Genomic DNA, 15,884 nt, shown 5'->3' on the forward strand with positions numbered 1-15,884 from the left:
GGTTCTGGGGCGCTGGGCCTGGTGGCCTTGTCAGCGCTTCACTACCCTATCCCACACTCACCCCCACCGTCAAGACCCATAAGGGGCTTTTGGGAACAGGCCACCGCTAGACTGAGAAAGTGAGTTCGGAGGGGATTCGGACAAATGGGGATTGAGATTGGGATGCCAGCTCCCGACTTTAGCCTGCCTGCGGTTGGGAAAGGGGTTCCTAAGGGGGCCCAGATTTCGCTGGGGGCCTATCGGGGCAAGAGCAAGGTGCTGCTGGCTTTTTACCCCGCAGACTTTTCGCCGGTGTGTACGAGCGAGATGCGCTGTTTTCGGGAGGACTGGGGAGCTTTTCGGGCGGCAGGGTGTGAGATCTTGGGGATCAGCAGCGACCCCATCTCTCGACACGAAGCCTTTGCCGAGCAGCTCAAGCTGGAGTTCCCTCTGCTGAGTGACGTGGACAGGAGGGTAAGCCAGCAGTACGGGGTGGATAGCTTGCTGGGGATACGGCGGGCCTATTTTGTAGTGGACAGCCATGGGATCCTACGCTACCAGCATGTGGAGTGGCTGCCCATCTTCAAGCGTGACAACCGCGAGCTGCTGGAAGTGGTGAGGGCAATTGAGTAGGGGCGGGATCCTTACTGGGCTGGACAGAACAGAATCTGCTGTGCCTAGTTGCTGTCGAGCAAGAGGAGAGGGTTTGGGGCCGAGGAGCTCAAGGATCCAGCCTGGTTATCGCCCGTCCAGACGGCCGCCCAGCGCCGGATCCTGGCAAAGCCGGAGCGAGTAAGGACAAAGGGGCACTGGTCGGAGTCGAGCTGTTGTAGACCCTTGCGGGAGGCGTGGGCCCTCAGGAGGCTGTAGAGGTTATGCACTCTTCGAGGAGCTTTGGGAAGTCTCGAGAGGGATCCACAGGTCTAATGGTTTAGGGACAGATTGCCGCCCTCAAGGCTAACCTAAAGCCGGGAGAGAACAACGCCTGCCCTTAGCTCTATTGCGAAAACGAGGCGGCAATCGCCATGAGGATCTCGGTGATAAAGCTTCTCTCCTCACTGCTGCTTTTGGGAGGGCTGTCCGCCCCTGTTGCCGTAGGGGCCTATCCGGTCAGCCCCAAAACGGTCATGTCTCTGCAACGGGGGGATCACGCTCAAGCGCTGCCTAGAGCCAAAACGAAGCAACGCTTTCGGGTGGTAACCTTGGCAACCGGCCTGGAGCATCCGTGGGGGATGGCTTTTCTGCCAGATGGAACCATCCTAGTTACCGAACGCCCGGGCCGCCTGCGGCGGGTTACCGACCGAGGGTTGGATCCCCAGCCCATAGCCGGGGTGCCGGAGGTGTTTGCCCGCGGCCAAGGGGGACTGCTGGATATCGCTTTGCACCCCAACTACGCGGAGAACGGCCGGATCTACTTGTCCTACGCGGCTCCCGGGCCGGGTGGAGGGGGGACACGAGTGGCGCGGGCCCGCCTAGGGAAAAAGGGACTCCAGGACCTGGAAGTGATTTTTGACATGGAGCGCAAGACGCCTGCCCAGCAGCACTTCGGCTCCCGCTTGGTCTTTGACGAAGAAGGGTTTCTCTACATCAGTACTGGGGATCGCGGAGAACGGGATCGGGCTCAGGATCTGGGGGATGCAGCAGGCAAGGTGTTGCGCCTTACCGACACGGGCGGGATCCCGAAAGACAACCCCTTTGTTGGGCAAGCAGGGGCTCTGCCAGCAATTTTCACCTATGGCCACCGCAACATTCAGGGAATGGCCCGCCACCCGGAAACAGGGGCTATTTGGATACACGAACATGGGCCCAAAGGGGGAGATGAGATCAACATCCTCGCTCCCGGCGTGAACTACGGCTGGCCTTTAATCACCCATGGCCGCGAGTACAGCGGCGAACCAGTTGGCAAGGGACTAGCAGCAGCTCCTGGATTGGCTTCGCCGCTGCTTCACTGGACCCCCTCCATTGCTCCCTCTGGCATGACCTTTTACACGGGAGACGTCTTTCCCGAATGGCGGGGCAACCTCTTTGTGGGAGCACTGGCTGGCCAGCATTTGGCACGGCTGGTTTTGGAAGGGAATCGGGTGGTGGCTGAGGAGCGTCTCCTAGAGGGAGCTGTCGGCCGTATCCGGGATGTGCGTCAGGGGCCGGATGGCTTGCTCTACTTGTTGACTGACGCCCCCAACGGATCCCTGTTGCGCTTGGAGCCAAGCTCTTGATTGAGGTCAAATAGCCCTGGTCCTGTAGGATTAGCCCCAACAGGGTTTCCCAACTCTCACTGCCGCCACTACAAGAACTTGACATCTTGCTTGATGGGGAGTGGCTCTCCTGTTTGGGCATCTGTGTTGTGGCAGGCAAAGCACTCCTCCGGAGTTAGCTTAATAACCTGACCTGAAGCCGGAAGAAAAAACATTCTCAGCTCTTTGGTTGGGATCAAGATAGTTTTGCTGTTTGGAGCCCCGCGCTTGTGCTTTTCGTCAGTGAAGGTTCTGACAACGCAAGATATTGGATAGTATTCGCTTTTCCGGAGCTTAGCTTCCAGAAGCGCTCTCCAGTGGGGGCTGTTCCCAAAAATCCATTGGCCCCTAGAAAATTTGAGGTCGAATACCTGGCTCCAAATTCTGCTGTAGAAGGTGATGATAGATGTCTTGACTTCGTAAGCTCTCGTTATCTCCTCTAAGTGGGATAAAAACTCGCTGGCAGTCAATGGCTGAGGAGGATTGGCAAAGGGTTTCATGAATCGATATCTTCTAGCTTCTGGTTACAGCAGTGGGATTCCCGTAGCTGCATAGTCCACCCAGCTCGAAGCACTTGCGCAAAGGGGGGTGTGTCAGAAGTTGCCCGTCAGACAACCAGTGGCCCCTCCTCAAGGGAGCCTGTAGATAGAAGCAACACCTTGCAGGGAAAGCTTGCCCGCCAAAGGGCGAAACTCATGGGCGGTACAAGATTCGAACTTGTGGCCCCTTCCGTGTGAAGGAAGTGCGCTACCGCTGCGCTAACCGCCCTTGCCTTTCTAGAGTTTGCTAAAGCTAATTTCTATTGTACCACTGCTGCTACAACACTCGACAAGAGAGGTGCTCCGCACCGCTGTTGCGAACGAGGACTAAAGCCCTTGACTGGGCGAAGAAGCAGTTGCTCTACAGGCCGAGATCGACCCGCGCGATGGGCAAGTGACCTCCCCTTGTCAGCTAGAGCTCTACGCAGAGGAGTTCTACGGCCTCCTTGCCATTTGCCCCTGTCCAGGACGATGTTGGGATGCCTTCCTGTCGATCTCCGGAAAACTTCAACCTAGTCGTGGTTACCCTCCCGCTGGCCTTCTGGGTCGTTCCGGAACCGATCTACCCGTTTGAGCTCCTCTCCGTTCGGGCGCAGCGGCCTCAGGGACTCCATTCCGCTCTCGCGAAGGGGAGAGGCCTCCCGCTCCAGGTCTTCCCCAAGGCGCTCGCTGCCGGCACGCTCTCCGTTAAGGGGCTCTGCGGCGCGAAGGGAGGGTGGTAAACGGAGAAGTTCAGCAGGAGGGCAATCCTCGGCTGTGGGCAGGTCGGAAGTGCTAAGCACTCCTTTTGGGATGGAAGAGAGGCGCTGGGCAACAGCCCCGATGCTCTCCAGACGAATCATCTCCTCCCAGGAGCAAATCTCCTCTTCATCTTCTGTTTCGTAGCGAACCAGGATGGTGTCCCCCTCGATATCGAGGATCTTGGCTCGTTCCAGCCAGCGTCCCTGATCGCGCAGGTAGATCCACACTTCCTTGCCTTCGCGGCTGAGTTGATAGATCCTACGGTGAAGCACGGTTCCCTCCTGCGATAAAAGATCCGGGCGAACTGTTGTGGGGGTTACCCAGTTCACCCTTCCATCTTAGCGGCTGGATCCCTCCCCTGTATGCCCTTCATGGGGCAGAATTAACTTTCTAATCCGGAAGAAATCCCAAAAGGCAGTCTCCCTCTGCCGCCGGCTTTGGCAAAGCCCTGATCTTCAAGGAGACAGTATGCGCATCGCTATTGTCGGGTTGGGGTTGATCGGCGGATCCCTGGCTCTTAAGCTTACCGAAGCAGGGTACTCCGTCTGGGGGATCAGCCGCAATCCGGCTACCTGTCAAGAGGCCCTAGAACGTGGAGCGGTTCAGGGCTGCGGAACCGAGTTGGCCCAGTTGACGCTTTTCAACCCTCAGGTGGTGGTGATCTGTACTCCCCTGGAGCAGGTGTTGGCCACCCTGGCAGCCCTGGTGCCCTATCTGTCGCCCCAGACAGTGGTAAGCGATGTCGGCTCCGTCAAGCAGCCAATTGTTGGGCCGGCAACAGCGCTATGGCCCCTATTCGTGGGGGGGCACCCCATGGCCGGCAAGACGTCACAAGGGATCCAGGGAGCGGAAGCTAACTTGTTTCTGGGGCGACCCTATGTGCTCACTCCCATTCCCCAGACGCAACCCCAAGCCCTTGCGGTGATGCAGGAGCTAGTGGCAGCAGTGGGTGCCGAAGTTGTCCTTGCCGATCCTGTCCGTCACGATCAGGCAGTAGCTTGGGTTAGCCATCTGCCAGTCATGGTGGGAGCTGGCTTAATTGCCGCCGTCAGCCAGGAGGAGAACTCGAATATTCTGGCACTGGCCCGCACTTTGGCCAGCAGTGGCTTTCGAGATACAAGTCGGGTTGGCGGTGGGATCCCGCAGTTAGGGCTAGAGATGGCTCGTTACAACCGGCAAGCGCTGCTAGCTGCTCTGCGTGGCTACCAAGCTGAGTTGAAGGCACTAGAGCAGCTAATCGAGGGCGAACAGTGGGAAGAGCTGCTCCAGAAGCTGCAGCGAGTCCGCCAGGAATGGCAGCAGTTTCCAGTAAATCAAGGGGCGCCCTAGGTGACTAGCTGCAGCTGCTGCAACTGGCTGCTCAATACCCAACTGGATAAAAGGGGCTAGCTTTGGCTTGCTGGGGGGTGTTTTGACTTTGCCCAGAATCTCTGCGGGTAGGAGCGATGGGAACCTCGATCACCCGCTCTGGCGCTAGAGAAACCATATCGGAGCGCTCGGCAATCTCTCGCAGAGAATTGACGATGGATTCTTGAGTGAGGAGAAACTGCTGCTCATGGCGTTGCAGCCGCTGCCAAACCTGGTAGTGCTGGCTCCATTGGCTTTGGGTACGCACTGTCCAACTATAGACACTTAGCACCGCTAACCCCGAGACGATGGCAATGCCGGTGGAAACCTGGTGCCACCAGATGAGATGCTCTCTCCAGGTGGGATCCCAACGGCGGGGATGGGCGGACTTCAAAGGTTGAGGGGAGCTGCCTTTGTAAGCTGCAGGAGACAGAGCCGTTTCAGAGTGAGGAGAGGGAGCCAAAGTTGCAGTTCTAGGCTGGAGGAGGAGAAAGCTGCAACCACGGCTTGTGTTTTGGCTAACCATAGAGTCTACACCTCACCCACCAAGCACTTGCTGCCAACTGGATCCCACTCTATCCGAGGCGGGCAGCTACTCGCAGTTTGGCAGAGCGGGCCCGGGGATTGCGTTGCTGCTCCCGCTCGGAAGGGCGCAGAGGTTTGGGGGTGAGTACCTGCCAGCGGGGATCGGTACGGAAGGCCCATTTCACTAGACGATCTTCCAGGCTGTGGAAGCTGATTACAGCCAACCTACCGCCGGGCTTTAGCCAAGCGGGAGCCTGGGCCAGCAGGGTTTCTAGGGCTTCCAGTTCTCGGTTCACGGCAATGCGCAGGGCCTGAAAGACCCGCGTAGCTGGGTGGATGCGGCCCCGCCTTGCCGCCGGCGGTACTGCCTGCCAGACTACCTGAGCCAGTTGGGTAGTGGTAAAAAGGGGGCGGGAGCGTTCGATGTGATGGGCAATGCGGCGGGCAAAGCGCTCCTCGCCATAGCGAACGAAAATGTCGATCAAGTCCTCGGCAGGGCGGCGGTTAACCCAATCAGCAGCGGTTTCCTGGGCGGCAGTGGGATCCATGCGCATGTCCAGCGGCCCCTCGGCGCGAAAGCTAAACCCGCGCTCAGGGCAGTCCAGCTGGGGCGAGCTCACCCCCAGGTCGGCCACGATGCCATCGAAGAGGATAGGCCGCCCTTCCTCGTCGCGCCAGCCGTGCCGCTGCGGATCGAAATTGGCGAAGTTGAGGTGCCAAAGCTGGATGCGCTCCTGGGGGATCCCTGCTGCTGCCAAGCGCGCCCGAGCTGCCTGCAAAGCCAGCGGATCCCGATCCAGCCCCACCACCCGTTCTGCTCCCCCCTGCAGTAGGGCCAAGGTGTGTCCGCCTCCTCCCAAGGTTACGTCCAAAAACGTGCCGCCCTGCTGGGGCTGCAGGTAGGCCATCACCTCCTCGGTCAAAACGGACTCGTGGTGATACGGAGAGCTCTCCCCGAGCTGAGTTTCCGGCAGGTCCATGAGGTCAGTGGCTGCAGAGGGGCAACCTCGATGATTCTATCCAGGCTTTTTCCCGGGCCACCAGGCCATCGGGAATCTGCAGGCAATCCTTGCTACCGCGCAGCTGAGCAGCCCAGACAAAGGCAGTCGACCATTTAGCCGAGCCTTACAATTTGGAGGCTTCCCGCTACAGCCTGTTAGATTCCCAGAAAAAAGGCCGAGGCCCGGCCTCAACCGAGAAATCCATGTTGTTAAGCTCATCCTGAAAGAGGAGGGCTGCTGTCAAAAGACAGGCTGTCTTTGCGGCAAGAGCGGTGTGGGTTCAACGTATCATTGAGACTGCCCCTAGTCTCCTTACGGCTGCCGTGCTAACCACTGCTGCTTCTCCCAACGTCCTGACGCTCTCCCCTGCCAGGGGCCTACGCGGCCAGATTAAGGTTCCAGGGGACAAGTCCATCTCCCACCGTGCTCTGATGCTGGGATCCCTGGCGGAAGGGGAAACGGTCATCCAGGGTCTGTCATTAGGGGAAGACCCCCGCAGCACAGCGGCTTGCTTTCGGGCTTTGGGAGTCGAGATCCCTGAGCTCAACAGCGAGTGTGTGCGCATCCGAGGAGTGGGTCTGGATCGCCTGCAGGAGCCGGCAGATGTCTTGGATGCCGGCAATTCCGGCACCACCTTGCGCCTGATGTTGGGGATCCTAGCTGGCCAGCGGGGGCACTTTTTTGCCGTCACTGGGGATCGCTCCCTGCGCTCGCGGCCTATGGGGCGGGTGGTGGAGCCGCTGCGGCAGATGGGGGCTCAGATCTGGGGGCGGGCGGGGGGCAACCTGGCACCTCTGGCTGTGCAGGGGGGATCCTTAAAGGGGATCCACTACCACTCGCCTGTGGCCTCGGCCCAGGTAAAGTCCTGCCTGCTGCTGGCGGGCCTGTTGGCAGAAGGCACCACTCAGGTTACGGAGCCGGTCCTTTCCCGCGACCACTCGGAGCGGATGTTGCGGGCCTTCGGAGCCGAGATCCAGGTCGATGTGGCGACAAAAACCGTGGCGGTGGTGGGGGGATCCCGCCTGGTGGGCCAGACGGTGCAGGTGCCCGGGGACATCAGCTCGGCAGCCTTCTGGTTGGTGGCGGGCTCGATTGTGCCCGAGAGCGAATTGCTGCTAGAGGGTGTGGGCCTCAACCCCACCCGCACCGGGCTGCTGCAGGTGCTGCAGGAGATGGGGGCCGACATTCAAGTGGAGAACCAGCGGGAAGTGACCGGCGAGCCTCTGGGGGATCTGCGCGTGCGCTCGGCCCGTTTGCGAGGCTGTAGCATCGGCGGCGAGCTGATTCCCACCCTAATCGACGAGATCCCGGTTTTGGCGGTGGCAGCAGCCTTTGCCGAAGGAACTACAGTCATTCGCGATGCAGCGGAATTGCGGGTAAAAGAAAGTGACCGCTTGGCGGCCATCGCTCAGGAACTCAGCCGCATGGGTGCCCAGGTAACCGAATATCCCGACGGCCTGGAAATCAAAGGAGGGATCCCCTTGCAGGGAGCAGAGGTGGACAGCCACGCCGACCACCGCATCGCCATGAGCTTGATGGTAGCTGCCCTGGCCGCCCAGGGATCCACCACCCTCAGCGGTGCCGACTGCGCCCGCATCTCCTACCCCGACTTCATTCCCACCCTGCAGCGGCTGACCAACCCTTCATTAGCGTCTTAAGACAACTTTTGCCGATGTCCGACCAGCCTATTGCCATCGAACACCTCTGCTTTCGAGTCCCCCCCGGCGGCCAGATGGCTTTCCTTCGGGAAGACGAGCGGATCTGGGGAGCGGCCCTGCGCCAACAGCCGGGTTTTCTGGGCAAGGAAGTCTGGCTTGACGCCGAGGATCCCGAACTGGTTCACCTCGTCATTCGCTGGGCTAGCCGCGCCGCCTGGAAAGCTTTCCCCCCAGAGCAGGCGGAAGCCTTGGATCGGCAGATGCAGCCCTTCTACGTGCGCCTGGAGCAAGCCAAAGAATACCAGCTCTGGCAGCCCAACCTCCTAGGAGAGGAACCGGCCAGCTAAGAAGCCTCAAAGCCCACCTCGGCAGCCGTTGAGTCCGTCCTAGCAGAGGCTGCCGCCCGCTCTTGTTCCACCAGCTCCCGCAAGCTGGGCATGGTTACCGCCAGACCTCCCTCGCGCCGCTGCAGCCCAGCCTCAAAGGTTTCCGGGGTCACGATCCCACCGGAGATGAGCATCTTAAAAGCATCCTCCACCGGCATGAACACCTCCACCACTTGATCTTCTGGCACGATCGCGTACCAGCCGGTGGTTGGGTTGGGAGTGGTGGGGATAAACACGCTAAGGGAACGCTGGGGCCCGCCCAGTCGGATGGGAGTTTGAATGCTGCCCGTTACAAAAGCCAAAGCCCAGATCCCTGGCCGGGGGTATTCTACCAGCACCACCCGCCGAAACCCCTGGTTGTTGGGAGCAAATAAGACACTGAGCAATTGCTTTAGGGTTTTGTACACCAGCCCTGCCACTGGGATGGCATGGAGCAGCTGCTCGCTTAGGTTGAGCAGCCACTGGCCGACAATGTTGCGGGCCATGAAGCCAATCAGCAAAATAAGCAAGATTGGCGTCAGCAAGCCCACCGCCAGGTTGATGAGGTTAACCAGGATGGGGTGCAGCCCTTGGATGGGGTTAAACGGCTTAGGAATGCTGGTCAGAAAACCGATGCTCCAGGTGGCCACTTCCACCATCAGCCAAATGGTGGTTGCTAGAGGAATCACCACCAGCAATCCCGCCACGAAGTAGTTTTTAAGATGCTGTTTCCACTGAGAAACCATGGTGAGGTCGTCCCGTCAAGTCAAACAGCTGAGTGCAGCGGGCCAATGCAGGTGAAGCTTGCGGGTGGCAATCATGATACCCCCCTTCTGCCTCACCTCATAATAGGCATCGACCGCACTTTGCTGGCCAAAGGCGCAAAGCCCCCGATCTTGCCTTGGGCTGATAATGCTATCTTAGGCCGATATAAAATTTTGTAAAGGCAGGGATCCCCCAGCGGCTTGGTGGCCAGGGCTGAGGGTGGCTTCCCCTTTCTGCTACATCTTGTGTGGGAGGCGCCATGGCGGAGTCAGATTGGTTAGAGCACACCTGTCAGGTGGAGGTGCCGGTTCCCATTGAACAGGTTTGGGAGCTATGGTCCAACCTGGCCCTCATGCCGCGTTGGATGCCGTGGATTCGCTCTGTGGAATTGCTGGATCACGACCTATCGCGGTGGACGCTTGCTACGCGCGGCTTTACCTTCAGTTGGATCTCCCGCACCCACACGGTGGTGAAACACCAACGCATCGCCTGGCAATCGGTGGAAGGGCTGCCCAATCGGGGGGCGCTGCGGTTTTATGATCGCAAGGGTAGTACCATTGTGAAGCTGTCAGTGGCCTACAAGATTCCAGGCATTCTGGGCAAAATTCTAGATGGCCTGTTCGTGGGTAAGGTAGTGGAAAGCACCATCCAGGCGGACTTGGAGCGCTTCAAAGCCTATGCCTTGGAGCAGGCGAGGCTAAGTTCTGACAGCGCCTCGGCCAGCTAGCTCCGCCTGGTTGGGCAAGCTGTCTTCTTGGCTTCTTGCTTGACCACTCTCGCTGCGGCAAAGATTTGAACATGCCCGATCCCCCTCCTCAGCCTCTTGTTGCCTCTTCTTCTCAGCCTGTTGACAACCGCAACATTCGCTTTTCTCTAGAGCGGGGCGAGCTGGACTTGGATCAGCTTCTGCTGCTATTGAACCGCAATGCCTTTTGGGCGCAAAACCGCCGTCGGGAAGAGATGGAGCGGGCCATTGCCCACAGCCATCCGGTGGTCAGCGCCTGGGACGGGGAGCGCCTGATTGGCTTTGGCCGCGCCACCTCCGATGGAGTTTACCGGGCCGTCCTCTGGGATATTGTGGTGGACTCCGACTACCGCCGCCAGGGCATTGGGCGCAAGCTGGTGGAAACCCTAATTAGCCATCCCCACCTGCAGTCGGTGGAGCGCATCTACGTGTTCACCACCCATCAGCGCGGCTTTTACGAGCGGATTGGTTTTGTGGAAAACCCCAGCACCACTTTGGTTCTCTATGGGCGATCGCTGGAGTTTTTAATCCCAGCCGCCAAACAGGAGCAGGTCTAATCCCCGGGGCAAGGGGGGACAGGGGTCTGGCTTGGCCTCGAGGGGAGGACGCGCTAGCCTGAGCAAAAAAGGTGAGAGGGTTTACCTATGGCCAATCGCCTCGCCACGTGTTCCAGCCTCTACCTGCGCAAGCACGCCAGTAATCCGGTGGATTGGTGGCCTTGGATCCCGGAGGCCCTGGAGAAGGCCCGGGCCGAGGATAAGCCGATTTTTCTGTCTATTGGCTACTCCAGTTGCCACTGGTGCACGGTCATGGAGGGAGAGGCCTTCTCCGACCCCGAGATTGCCGCTTTCTTGAATGCCCACTTTTTGCCCATCAAGGTCGATCGCGAGGAGCGGCCCGATCTGGACAGCATCTACATGCAGGCGCTGCAACTCATGAGCGGGCAGGGAGGGTGGCCTCTCAATGTCTTTCTCACACCCAATGACCTGGTGCCGTTTTATGCAGGCACCTATTTTCCCGTGAAGCCCCGCTTTGGCCGGCCAGGGTTTCTAACGGTGCTGCAGCGCGTCCTGCAGTTTTACCGGCAGGAAAAAGAAAAAATTGCGGAGATGAAGGGCCAGATTTTGACGGCCCTGACCACCCTCAGCGACCTAGTGCCAGAGGACCATATTCCACCCGACTTACTGCGCTCCGGGATCGCCAAGATCCAGCCCTTGCTCACCAACGCTGGGGCGGTGCAGCAGTTCCCCATGATGCCCTATGCCCAGTTGGTGCTACGCTCGGCCCGCTTCGACCCGCCGGAAGGGATCGACGGCTTGCCGACAGCTCTGGAACGGGCCAAGGAGCGGGCAATGGCCCTGGTGTTAGGCGGGATCTTCGACCATGTGGCCGGTGGCTTTCACCGCTACACCGTGGATCCCACCTGGACGGTGCCCCACTTTGAAAAGATGCTCTACGACAACGGGCAGATCTTGGAGTTCTTGGCAGAGCTGTGGGCCCACGGCATCCGGGACGCTGCCATCGAGCGGGCGGTGCGCCTGACGGTGGAGTGGGTGGCGCGGGAGATGACAGCTCCTGCTGGGTATTTCTATGCGGCCCAGGATGCCGATAGTTTTGCCCGGCGAGAAGATGCGGAGCCCGAGGAGGGGGAGTTCTATGTCTGGCGCTGGCAGGAGCTGCAAGATTTGCTCGATGAAGAAACCTTCCGCGCTCTGCAGCAGGCTTTCTTCCTGTTGCCAGGGGGCAATTTCCCCGACCGGCCCGGCTGCATTGTCCTCCAGCGCCAACAGGGGGGAGAGCTGCCGCCGGAAGTCGAGACCGCCTTGACCACTCATCTGTTTCGGGCTCGCTACGGCTCCACCGAGCGCAGGATCCCCCTCCCGCCGGCAGTAGATGCCCAATCGGCCCGCCAACACCCTTGGCCAGGGCGGATCCCGCCTGTTACGGACACCAAGATGATCGTCTCCTGGAACGGCCTGATGATCTCGGGGCTGGCACGGGCCTACCAAGTGTTTGGCGACGAGGAGTACCTGCAGTTGGCTCTGGGGGCTGCCCAGTTCATCCTTAGCCGCCAGCGCCATCCCGACACGGGATCCCTGCTGCGGTTGAACTACGACGGCACACCCCAGGTGCCTGCCAAATCTGAAGACTACGCCCTCTTCATCAAGGCCCTGTTGGATCTGCACCAGGCCTGCCTAGGTCGAGCAGGGGATCCCACTTCCCAGTACTGGCTGGAGGCTGCCATCCAGTTGCAGCAGGAGATGGACGCGCAACTGTGGGATACGGCCAGGGGAGGCTACTTTGTCAGTGATGCCCAGAGCGCCGCTGAACTCCTGGTGCGGGAGAAAGACTTCCAGGACAGCGCCATGCCGTCAGCCAATGGTGTGGCCATCGCCAACCTGGTGCGTCTGGCTGCCCTCACGGGCGATCTGGACTATCTGGAGCGAGCAGAGCAGGCCCTGAAAACTTTTGCCCATCTCATGAGCACCCAGCCGCGGGTCTGTCCCACTCTATTCCTTGGGCTAGACTGGTACAGCAACTGGGTGAAGGTGACCCTAGGAGCTGAGCACATTCCCACCTTCCAACAGCGCTCCTGGCCCACTGCCGTCTTTAGCTTGCCCGCAGAAGCAGAGCCCCTGCCGCCAGGGACGGTGGGCCTAGTGTGCTGGGGCAGCAAGTGCCTGGCTCCGGCTAGCTCGCTGGAACAAATCCAGTCTCAGATCAACAGGGGACAAAACCGCTCCTACTGACTTAGCTTCTTCCTGGATTTTCCACACCAAAGAACTCGATGCGATAGCTGTGGATGCGGGTGCCGGTCTTTTGCTCCACCTCAGCCAGCAACTCCGGCGGCAACTCTACCTCTACGTCGAGAATGCGGTTGCTATCTAGACAATTGACATGGCTGTGGGGGTGGGTACACCTGCCGTAGCGGCGCCCATCAGCGCGATCCAGGCACTCAATGATGTTGTGCCTAGCCAGAGCCTCTAGGTTCTGATAGACGGAAGTGTGGCCAATGGGCTTGCCTTGCCGATTAAGACGGTCGTAGATTTCTCGCGCCGAGAGGTGCTCGCCACATTGCCACAAGAGTTCCAAAATGTAGCGGCGCTGCCGGCTAAGACGAAGATTGCACTCCCGGCATCGCTCTAGCGCAGCTTCCAAGGAATCCAGAGGGCGAGGCATGGGAAAACCTCAAGCCATACCGAGTTCGAGATAGCGAATTGCCAATCCAACTTAGCCTAGCATCCGCGATTTGGCTTCTAGAAGCCACCCCAAAGCCTTCAAAAAACTGGCCGTCGACCTCTCCAGGCCGTGGCGCCAACAGCAGCCTGTCCATTTTCTACAATACCGCTGGGGTGTGGAGGAGGAGTTAGGATGCGGCGGCGCAAGCTGCTCCTAGGCTTGTTGGGGTTAGCCGTTAGCAGCGGATGGGCAGGGGCCTACTGGGCCAGTCGGCAGCCCCTGGCTTCTCAGCCAAAGCCGACAAGGGAAGCGCCACCTCTGCTGCCGCAGCCCACCCCTACGGCTGTCTCCCATCCCGAAGCTCCTCGCGGCTTCTACATCCCTCCCCGCCGAGATCTGCGCCTCGTGGTGATTAGTGACCTAAATAGCCTCTATGGCTCGGTGGACTATGACCCAGAGGTGGATCGGGCCATCCGCCTCATCCCCTACTTCCAGCCGGATATCGTCTTGGGAGGAGGGGACATGGTGGCAGGGCAGGATCCCCGCCTTTCTGAAGAGCGCATCCGCGCCATGTGGGCAGCCTTTGACCAACATGTGGCAGCTCCGCTGCGCGCTGCCCAGCTGCCCTATGGCTTTACCTTGGGCAACCACGATGCTTCCTGTGCCCGCAACGCCCGCGGTGGTTTTCTCTTTCAAAAGGAACGAGATCTGGCGCGCGAGTTTTGGAACGATCCCGCCCATGATCCTGGCCTAAATTTTGTGGATCGGGGCGATTTCCCCTTCTATTACACCTTTGAAAAAGATGGGGTTTTCTACCTAGTTTGGGACGCTAGCTGCAACTTCATTCCCTCTGAACAGATGGCTTGGGCAGAAGCAGCGCTAGCCAGCGAGCGGGCTCAACAGGCCAAGCTGCGCATCGTCATTGGTCACCTGCCCCTCTATGCCGTTGCCGTCGGGCGCGACAATCCGGGAGAAGTGCTGCTGGATGCTGAAGCCAAGCGAGCTCTGCTGGAAAGGTACCGCGTCCATACTTACATCAGTGGCCACCACCACGCCTACTATCCTGGCTACAAGGGACAGTTGCAGCTGCTTCACTGTGGCGCTCTCGGCTCTGGGCCCCGCCCCCTGTTGGGCAGCCCCCTGCCACCCCGCAAGACCCTTACCCTCATCGACATTGACTTCGCCTCCCCAGAGATTACCCACTACACAACCTACGACATGCGGGATCTAAGCGTGATCAACCAGGCTGAGCTACCTCGCTTCCTCACCGGTCACAATGGCTTGGTTCTGCGCCGCGATGTCCGCTGGGATAGCCTCACTCCCGAGGAAATTGCCATCTGCCGGGCTCGTCTTGGATCCCTCTGCCGGGATTAGGCCAGCCAAACAGCACCCGGCTGCTCTAGATTACTGGCTGGCAGGAGAGGCTCATCCTGGAAACTCACTAGGGGATCTATTGAAACTCAAGGCAAGAGCATGGCTTCCTTAAAACGACGGCGGCAATTTTGGCTTGTCAGCTGGATTGCGCTGCTGGCTGGCTTGATGGGATCCCTGCTAGCTGGGGTACAAGCGCAGCAGGATCTCACCCCGACCCAGCTGGCGCAGGCTCAGTACGTGCGCAGTTGCGGCACCTGCCACGTGGCGCTGCCCGCTCAGGTGTTGCCCACCGAAACCTGGCAACGGCTGCTGCAGGATCCCAACCACTACGGCCAGCAGATCCAGCCCTTGACCGGTGTGACTTTCCAACTGGCTTGGGGCTATTTACGGCCCAACTCTCGTCCGCTGCGGCAGGGGGAGCCAGTGCCCTATCGTCTAGCCGAGTCTCGCTACTTCCGGGCTTTGCACCTGCAGGTGGACTTTCCTACCCCAGTGCGAGTAAGTGGCTGTGTGGATTGTCACCCCAAGGTCGAGGCGGGGGATTTCGCCACCCTCTCGCCAAACTGGCAATGAGTATGCAGGTAGACATAACCGCCATTGTGGCCGGCTATGCCCAGGGCTACTTTCTCATGGCCGATGAAGAGACGGGATCCCTGGGGTGGTATGGCTGTAGGCAGCATGCGCTAATCCCTCTGGACGAGCGGTTTCACTGTCCGCGCTCCCTGAGGCCCCTAGTGCGCAGCGGTCGCTTTCAGGTGCGCATCAACAGCGCTTTTGAGCAGGTGGTGGAGGGCTGCGCTGCTCGACCAAAAACCTGGATTAGCTCGGAGTTAAAGCAGATTTACCTAGCTCTGCACCAAGCGGGGTTTGCTCACAGCTTTGAGACCTGGCAGGGAGAAGTTCTCGCAGGCGGGATCCTGGGCATTACCTTGGGGGCGGCTTTCATTGGCGAGTCGATGTTTTACCGCATTCCCAATGGCTCCAAAGTGGCGCTGGTGAAGTTGGTGGAACACCTGCGGGAGCGGGGCTTTCGCCTTTTTGACGCCCAGCTAATGAACCCGCACCTGGCCCGCTTTGGGGCTTTTCTCGTGGATGGCCAAGAGTACCGAAAGCTGTTGCAGCAGTGCCTAGGGATCCCTTGCCGGTTTGACTGATGAGCTGGTGGCCGCAGGTGTATTAACGGGGGCAGCTTGAGCTAGGGTAGAGGTACTAGCCTACGTTCCCGACCTCCCAATGTCCCAGCCTTCGCCAGCTAGCTCCTCGCAGAGCGAGAAGGGATCCTCGCCCAGCTATGTTCGCCTGGCCATGCGCAACATGGTGCGCAAAGGCAGAACCTCTCTCCTGCACTTCAGCTTGACCACGGTGGGGCTAGTGGCTGTGCTGGTGGGTCTGGCCTACCTGTTTCGCTAAGCTCAACGGCGTGGAGGGTGA

Annotated in this window: 18 protein-coding genes, 1 tRNA gene and 1 pseudogene; 12 read left to right on the top strand and 8 right to left on the bottom strand. The window is 59.6% G+C overall.

Annotated elements, in window-relative coordinates:
- The first annotated feature begins 144 nt into the window (after positions 1-144).
- Positions 145-612 (top strand): peroxiredoxin family protein, encoded by a 468-nt coding sequence (locus tag NW808_RS00860; RefSeq protein WP_414419974.1) that lies wholly within the window; start codon positions 145-147, stop codon positions 610-612.
- Between the two features lie 44 nt (positions 613-656).
- Here NW808_RS00860 and NW808_RS00865 read toward each other — a convergent pair whose 3' ends face one another.
- The gene (locus tag NW808_RS00865; protein ID WP_414419975.1) at positions 657-860 is read right to left on the bottom strand and encodes a TIM-barrel domain-containing protein; all 204 of its coding nucleotides are present in this window, start codon (positions 858-860) and stop codon (positions 657-659) included.
- A 144-nt stretch (positions 861-1,004) separates the two neighbouring features.
- On the opposite strand from NW808_RS00865, the gene NW808_RS00870 reads away from it, so the two are divergent.
- The gene (locus tag NW808_RS00870; protein ID WP_414419976.1) at positions 1,005-2,195 is read left to right on the top strand and encodes a PQQ-dependent sugar dehydrogenase; all 1,191 of its coding nucleotides are present in this window, start codon (positions 1,005-1,007) and stop codon (positions 2,193-2,195) included.
- 68 nt (positions 2,196-2,263) lie between these two features.
- Here the strand turns inward: NW808_RS00870 and NW808_RS00875 are convergent, their stop codons facing one another.
- From NW808_RS00875 to NW808_RS00885, 3 genes and pseudogenes are all read right to left on the bottom strand, one after another.
- Positions 2,264-2,713 carry a hypothetical protein gene (locus tag NW808_RS00875; protein ID WP_414419977.1) on the bottom strand — a complete coding sequence of 150 codons (450 nt, stop codon included), beginning with the start codon at positions 2,711-2,713 and terminating at the stop codon, positions 2,264-2,266.
- A 196-nt stretch (positions 2,714-2,909) separates the two neighbouring features.
- Positions 2,910-2,981 (bottom strand) — tRNA-Val (locus NW808_RS00880).
- Positions 2,982-3,483: 502 nt separating this feature from the next.
- Positions 3,484-3,765: pseudogene (locus tag NW808_RS00885) on the bottom strand (DUF6679 family protein); the annotation flags it as partial.
- A gap of 196 nt (positions 3,766-3,961) precedes the next feature.
- Between NW808_RS00885 and NW808_RS00890 the strand changes: the two are divergent.
- A complete protein-coding gene (locus NW808_RS00890; protein WP_414419978.1) occupies positions 3,962-4,822 on the top strand; it encodes a prephenate/arogenate dehydrogenase in 861 nt (286 codons plus the stop codon).
- Positions 4,823-4,853: 31 nt separating this feature from the next.
- On the opposite strand, the gene NW808_RS00895 is transcribed toward NW808_RS00890, so the two are convergent.
- Together NW808_RS00895 and rsmH are read right to left on the bottom strand one after the other, a co-directional pair.
- Entirely contained in the window at positions 4,854-5,234 is a 381-nt protein-coding gene (locus NW808_RS00895; protein ID WP_414419979.1) for a hypothetical protein, read from the bottom strand.
- Between the two features lie 181 nt (positions 5,235-5,415).
- Positions 5,416-6,345, bottom strand: a complete 930-nt coding sequence (gene rsmH / locus NW808_RS00900; RefSeq protein WP_414419980.1) for a 16S rRNA (cytosine(1402)-N(4))-methyltransferase RsmH — start codon at positions 6,343-6,345, stop codon at positions 5,416-5,418.
- A 344-nt stretch (positions 6,346-6,689) separates the two neighbouring features.
- Here rsmH and aroA point away from each other — a divergent pair, with 344 nt between their 5' ends.
- Positions 6,690-8,024, top strand: a complete 1,335-nt coding sequence (gene aroA / locus NW808_RS00905; RefSeq protein WP_414420018.1) for a 3-phosphoshikimate 1-carboxyvinyltransferase — start codon at positions 6,690-6,692, stop codon at positions 8,022-8,024.
- 14 nt (positions 8,025-8,038) lie between these two features.
- Positions 8,039-8,371, top strand: coding sequence for a TIGR03792 family protein (locus NW808_RS00910; protein WP_414419981.1), 333 nt, complete (start codon positions 8,039-8,041; stop codon positions 8,369-8,371).
- On the opposite strand, the gene NW808_RS00915 is transcribed toward NW808_RS00910, so the two are convergent.
- Positions 8,368-9,135 (bottom strand): DUF502 domain-containing protein, encoded by a 768-nt coding sequence (locus NW808_RS00915; RefSeq protein WP_414419982.1) that lies wholly within the window; start codon positions 9,133-9,135, stop codon positions 8,368-8,370. The two genes, NW808_RS00910 and NW808_RS00915, sit on opposite strands and share 4 nt — an antisense overlap.
- A 278-nt stretch (positions 9,136-9,413) precedes the next feature.
- Between NW808_RS00915 and NW808_RS00920 the strand changes: the two genes are divergently transcribed.
- The 3 genes from NW808_RS00920 to NW808_RS00930 all read left to right on the top strand — a co-directional run bounded on the left by NW808_RS00920 (position 9,414) and on the right by NW808_RS00930 (position 12,649).
- Positions 9,414-9,881 carry an SRPBCC family protein gene (locus NW808_RS00920; protein ID WP_414405316.1) on the top strand — a complete coding sequence of 156 codons (468 nt, stop codon included), beginning with the start codon at positions 9,414-9,416 and terminating at the stop codon, positions 9,879-9,881.
- Positions 9,882-9,952: 71 nt separating this feature from the next.
- The gene (locus tag NW808_RS00925; RefSeq protein ID WP_414405317.1) at positions 9,953-10,456 is read left to right on the top strand and encodes a GNAT family N-acetyltransferase; all 504 of its coding nucleotides are present in this window, start codon (positions 9,953-9,955) and stop codon (positions 10,454-10,456) included.
- Between the two features lie 87 nt (positions 10,457-10,543).
- The gene (locus NW808_RS00930; protein ID WP_414419983.1) at positions 10,544-12,649 is read left to right on the top strand and encodes a thioredoxin domain-containing protein; all 2,106 of its coding nucleotides are present in this window, start codon (positions 10,544-10,546) and stop codon (positions 12,647-12,649) included.
- A 1-nt stretch (position 12,650) separates the two neighbouring features.
- On the opposite strand, the gene NW808_RS00935 is transcribed toward NW808_RS00930, so the two are convergent.
- Complete coding sequence (locus tag NW808_RS00935) at positions 12,651-13,079, bottom strand: Fur family transcriptional regulator (protein WP_414419984.1); 429 nt, start codon at positions 13,077-13,079, stop codon at positions 12,651-12,653.
- 192 nt (positions 13,080-13,271) lie between these two features.
- Between NW808_RS00935 and NW808_RS00940 the strand changes: the two genes are divergently transcribed.
- The 4 genes from NW808_RS00940 (at position 13,272) to NW808_RS00955 (ending at position 15,863) form a co-directional block, all read left to right on the top strand.
- Positions 13,272-14,453 carry a metallophosphoesterase family protein gene (locus NW808_RS00940; protein ID WP_414419985.1) on the top strand — a complete coding sequence of 394 codons (1,182 nt, stop codon included), beginning with the start codon at positions 13,272-13,274 and terminating at the stop codon, positions 14,451-14,453.
- A 99-nt stretch (positions 14,454-14,552) separates the two neighbouring features.
- Entirely contained in the window at positions 14,553-15,026 is a 474-nt protein-coding gene (locus NW808_RS00945) for a hypothetical protein (RefSeq protein WP_414410504.1), read from the top strand.
- 2 nt (positions 15,027-15,028) lie between these two features.
- Positions 15,029-15,607, top strand: coding sequence for a leucyl/phenylalanyl-tRNA--protein transferase (aat, locus tag NW808_RS00950; protein WP_414393747.1), 579 nt, complete (start codon positions 15,029-15,031; stop codon positions 15,605-15,607).
- A 79-nt stretch (positions 15,608-15,686) separates the two neighbouring features.
- Positions 15,687-15,863: a DUF3285 domain-containing protein gene (locus NW808_RS00955; RefSeq protein WP_414419986.1), complete on the top strand. Its 177-nt coding sequence runs from the start codon at positions 15,687-15,689 to the stop codon at positions 15,861-15,863.
- The last annotated feature ends 21 nt before the right edge of the window (positions 15,864-15,884 follow it).

This window comes from Synechococcus sp. W70.1, from assembly GCF_047461515.1.
In the GTDB taxonomy this organism is placed as follows: Bacteria; Cyanobacteriota; Cyanobacteriia; order Thermostichales; family Thermostichaceae; genus Thermostichus.

Coding starts and splice junctions, on each gene's coding strand:
- NW808_RS00860 (WP_414419974.1), top strand. CDS start 145: ATGGGGATTGAGATTGGGATGCCAGCTCCCGACTTTAGCCTGCCTGCG.
- rsmH (WP_414419980.1), bottom strand. CDS start 6,345: ATGGACCTGCCGGAAACTCAGCTCGGGGAGAGCTCTCCGTATCACCAC.
- NW808_RS00940 (WP_414419985.1), top strand. CDS start 13,272: ATGCGGCGGCGCAAGCTGCTCCTAGGCTTGTTGGGGTTAGCCGTTAGC.
- NW808_RS00955 (WP_414419986.1), top strand. CDS start 15,687: ATGTCCCAGCCTTCGCCAGCTAGCTCCTCGCAGAGCGAGAAGGGATCC.
- aat (WP_414393747.1), top strand. CDS start 15,029: ATGCAGGTAGACATAACCGCCATTGTGGCCGGCTATGCCCAGGGCTAC.
- NW808_RS00875 (WP_414419977.1), bottom strand. CDS start 2,713: ATGAAACCCTTTGCCAATCCTCCTCAGCCATTGACTGCCAGCGAGTTT.
- NW808_RS00945 (WP_414410504.1), top strand. CDS start 14,553: ATGGCTTCCTTAAAACGACGGCGGCAATTTTGGCTTGTCAGCTGGATT.
- NW808_RS00870 (WP_414419976.1), top strand. CDS start 1,005: ATGAGGATCTCGGTGATAAAGCTTCTCTCCTCACTGCTGCTTTTGGGA.
- NW808_RS00935 (WP_414419984.1), bottom strand. CDS start 13,079: ATGCCTCGCCCTCTGGATTCCTTGGAAGCTGCGCTAGAGCGATGCCGG.
- NW808_RS00920 (WP_414405316.1), top strand. CDS start 9,414: ATGGCGGAGTCAGATTGGTTAGAGCACACCTGTCAGGTGGAGGTGCCG.
- NW808_RS00930 (WP_414419983.1), top strand. CDS start 10,544: ATGGCCAATCGCCTCGCCACGTGTTCCAGCCTCTACCTGCGCAAGCAC.
- NW808_RS00910 (WP_414419981.1), top strand. CDS start 8,039: ATGTCCGACCAGCCTATTGCCATCGAACACCTCTGCTTTCGAGTCCCC.
- NW808_RS00915 (WP_414419982.1), bottom strand. CDS start 9,135: ATGGTTTCTCAGTGGAAACAGCATCTTAAAAACTACTTCGTGGCGGGA.
- NW808_RS00890 (WP_414419978.1), top strand. CDS start 3,962: ATGCGCATCGCTATTGTCGGGTTGGGGTTGATCGGCGGATCCCTGGCT.
- NW808_RS00925 (WP_414405317.1), top strand. CDS start 9,953: ATGCCCGATCCCCCTCCTCAGCCTCTTGTTGCCTCTTCTTCTCAGCCT.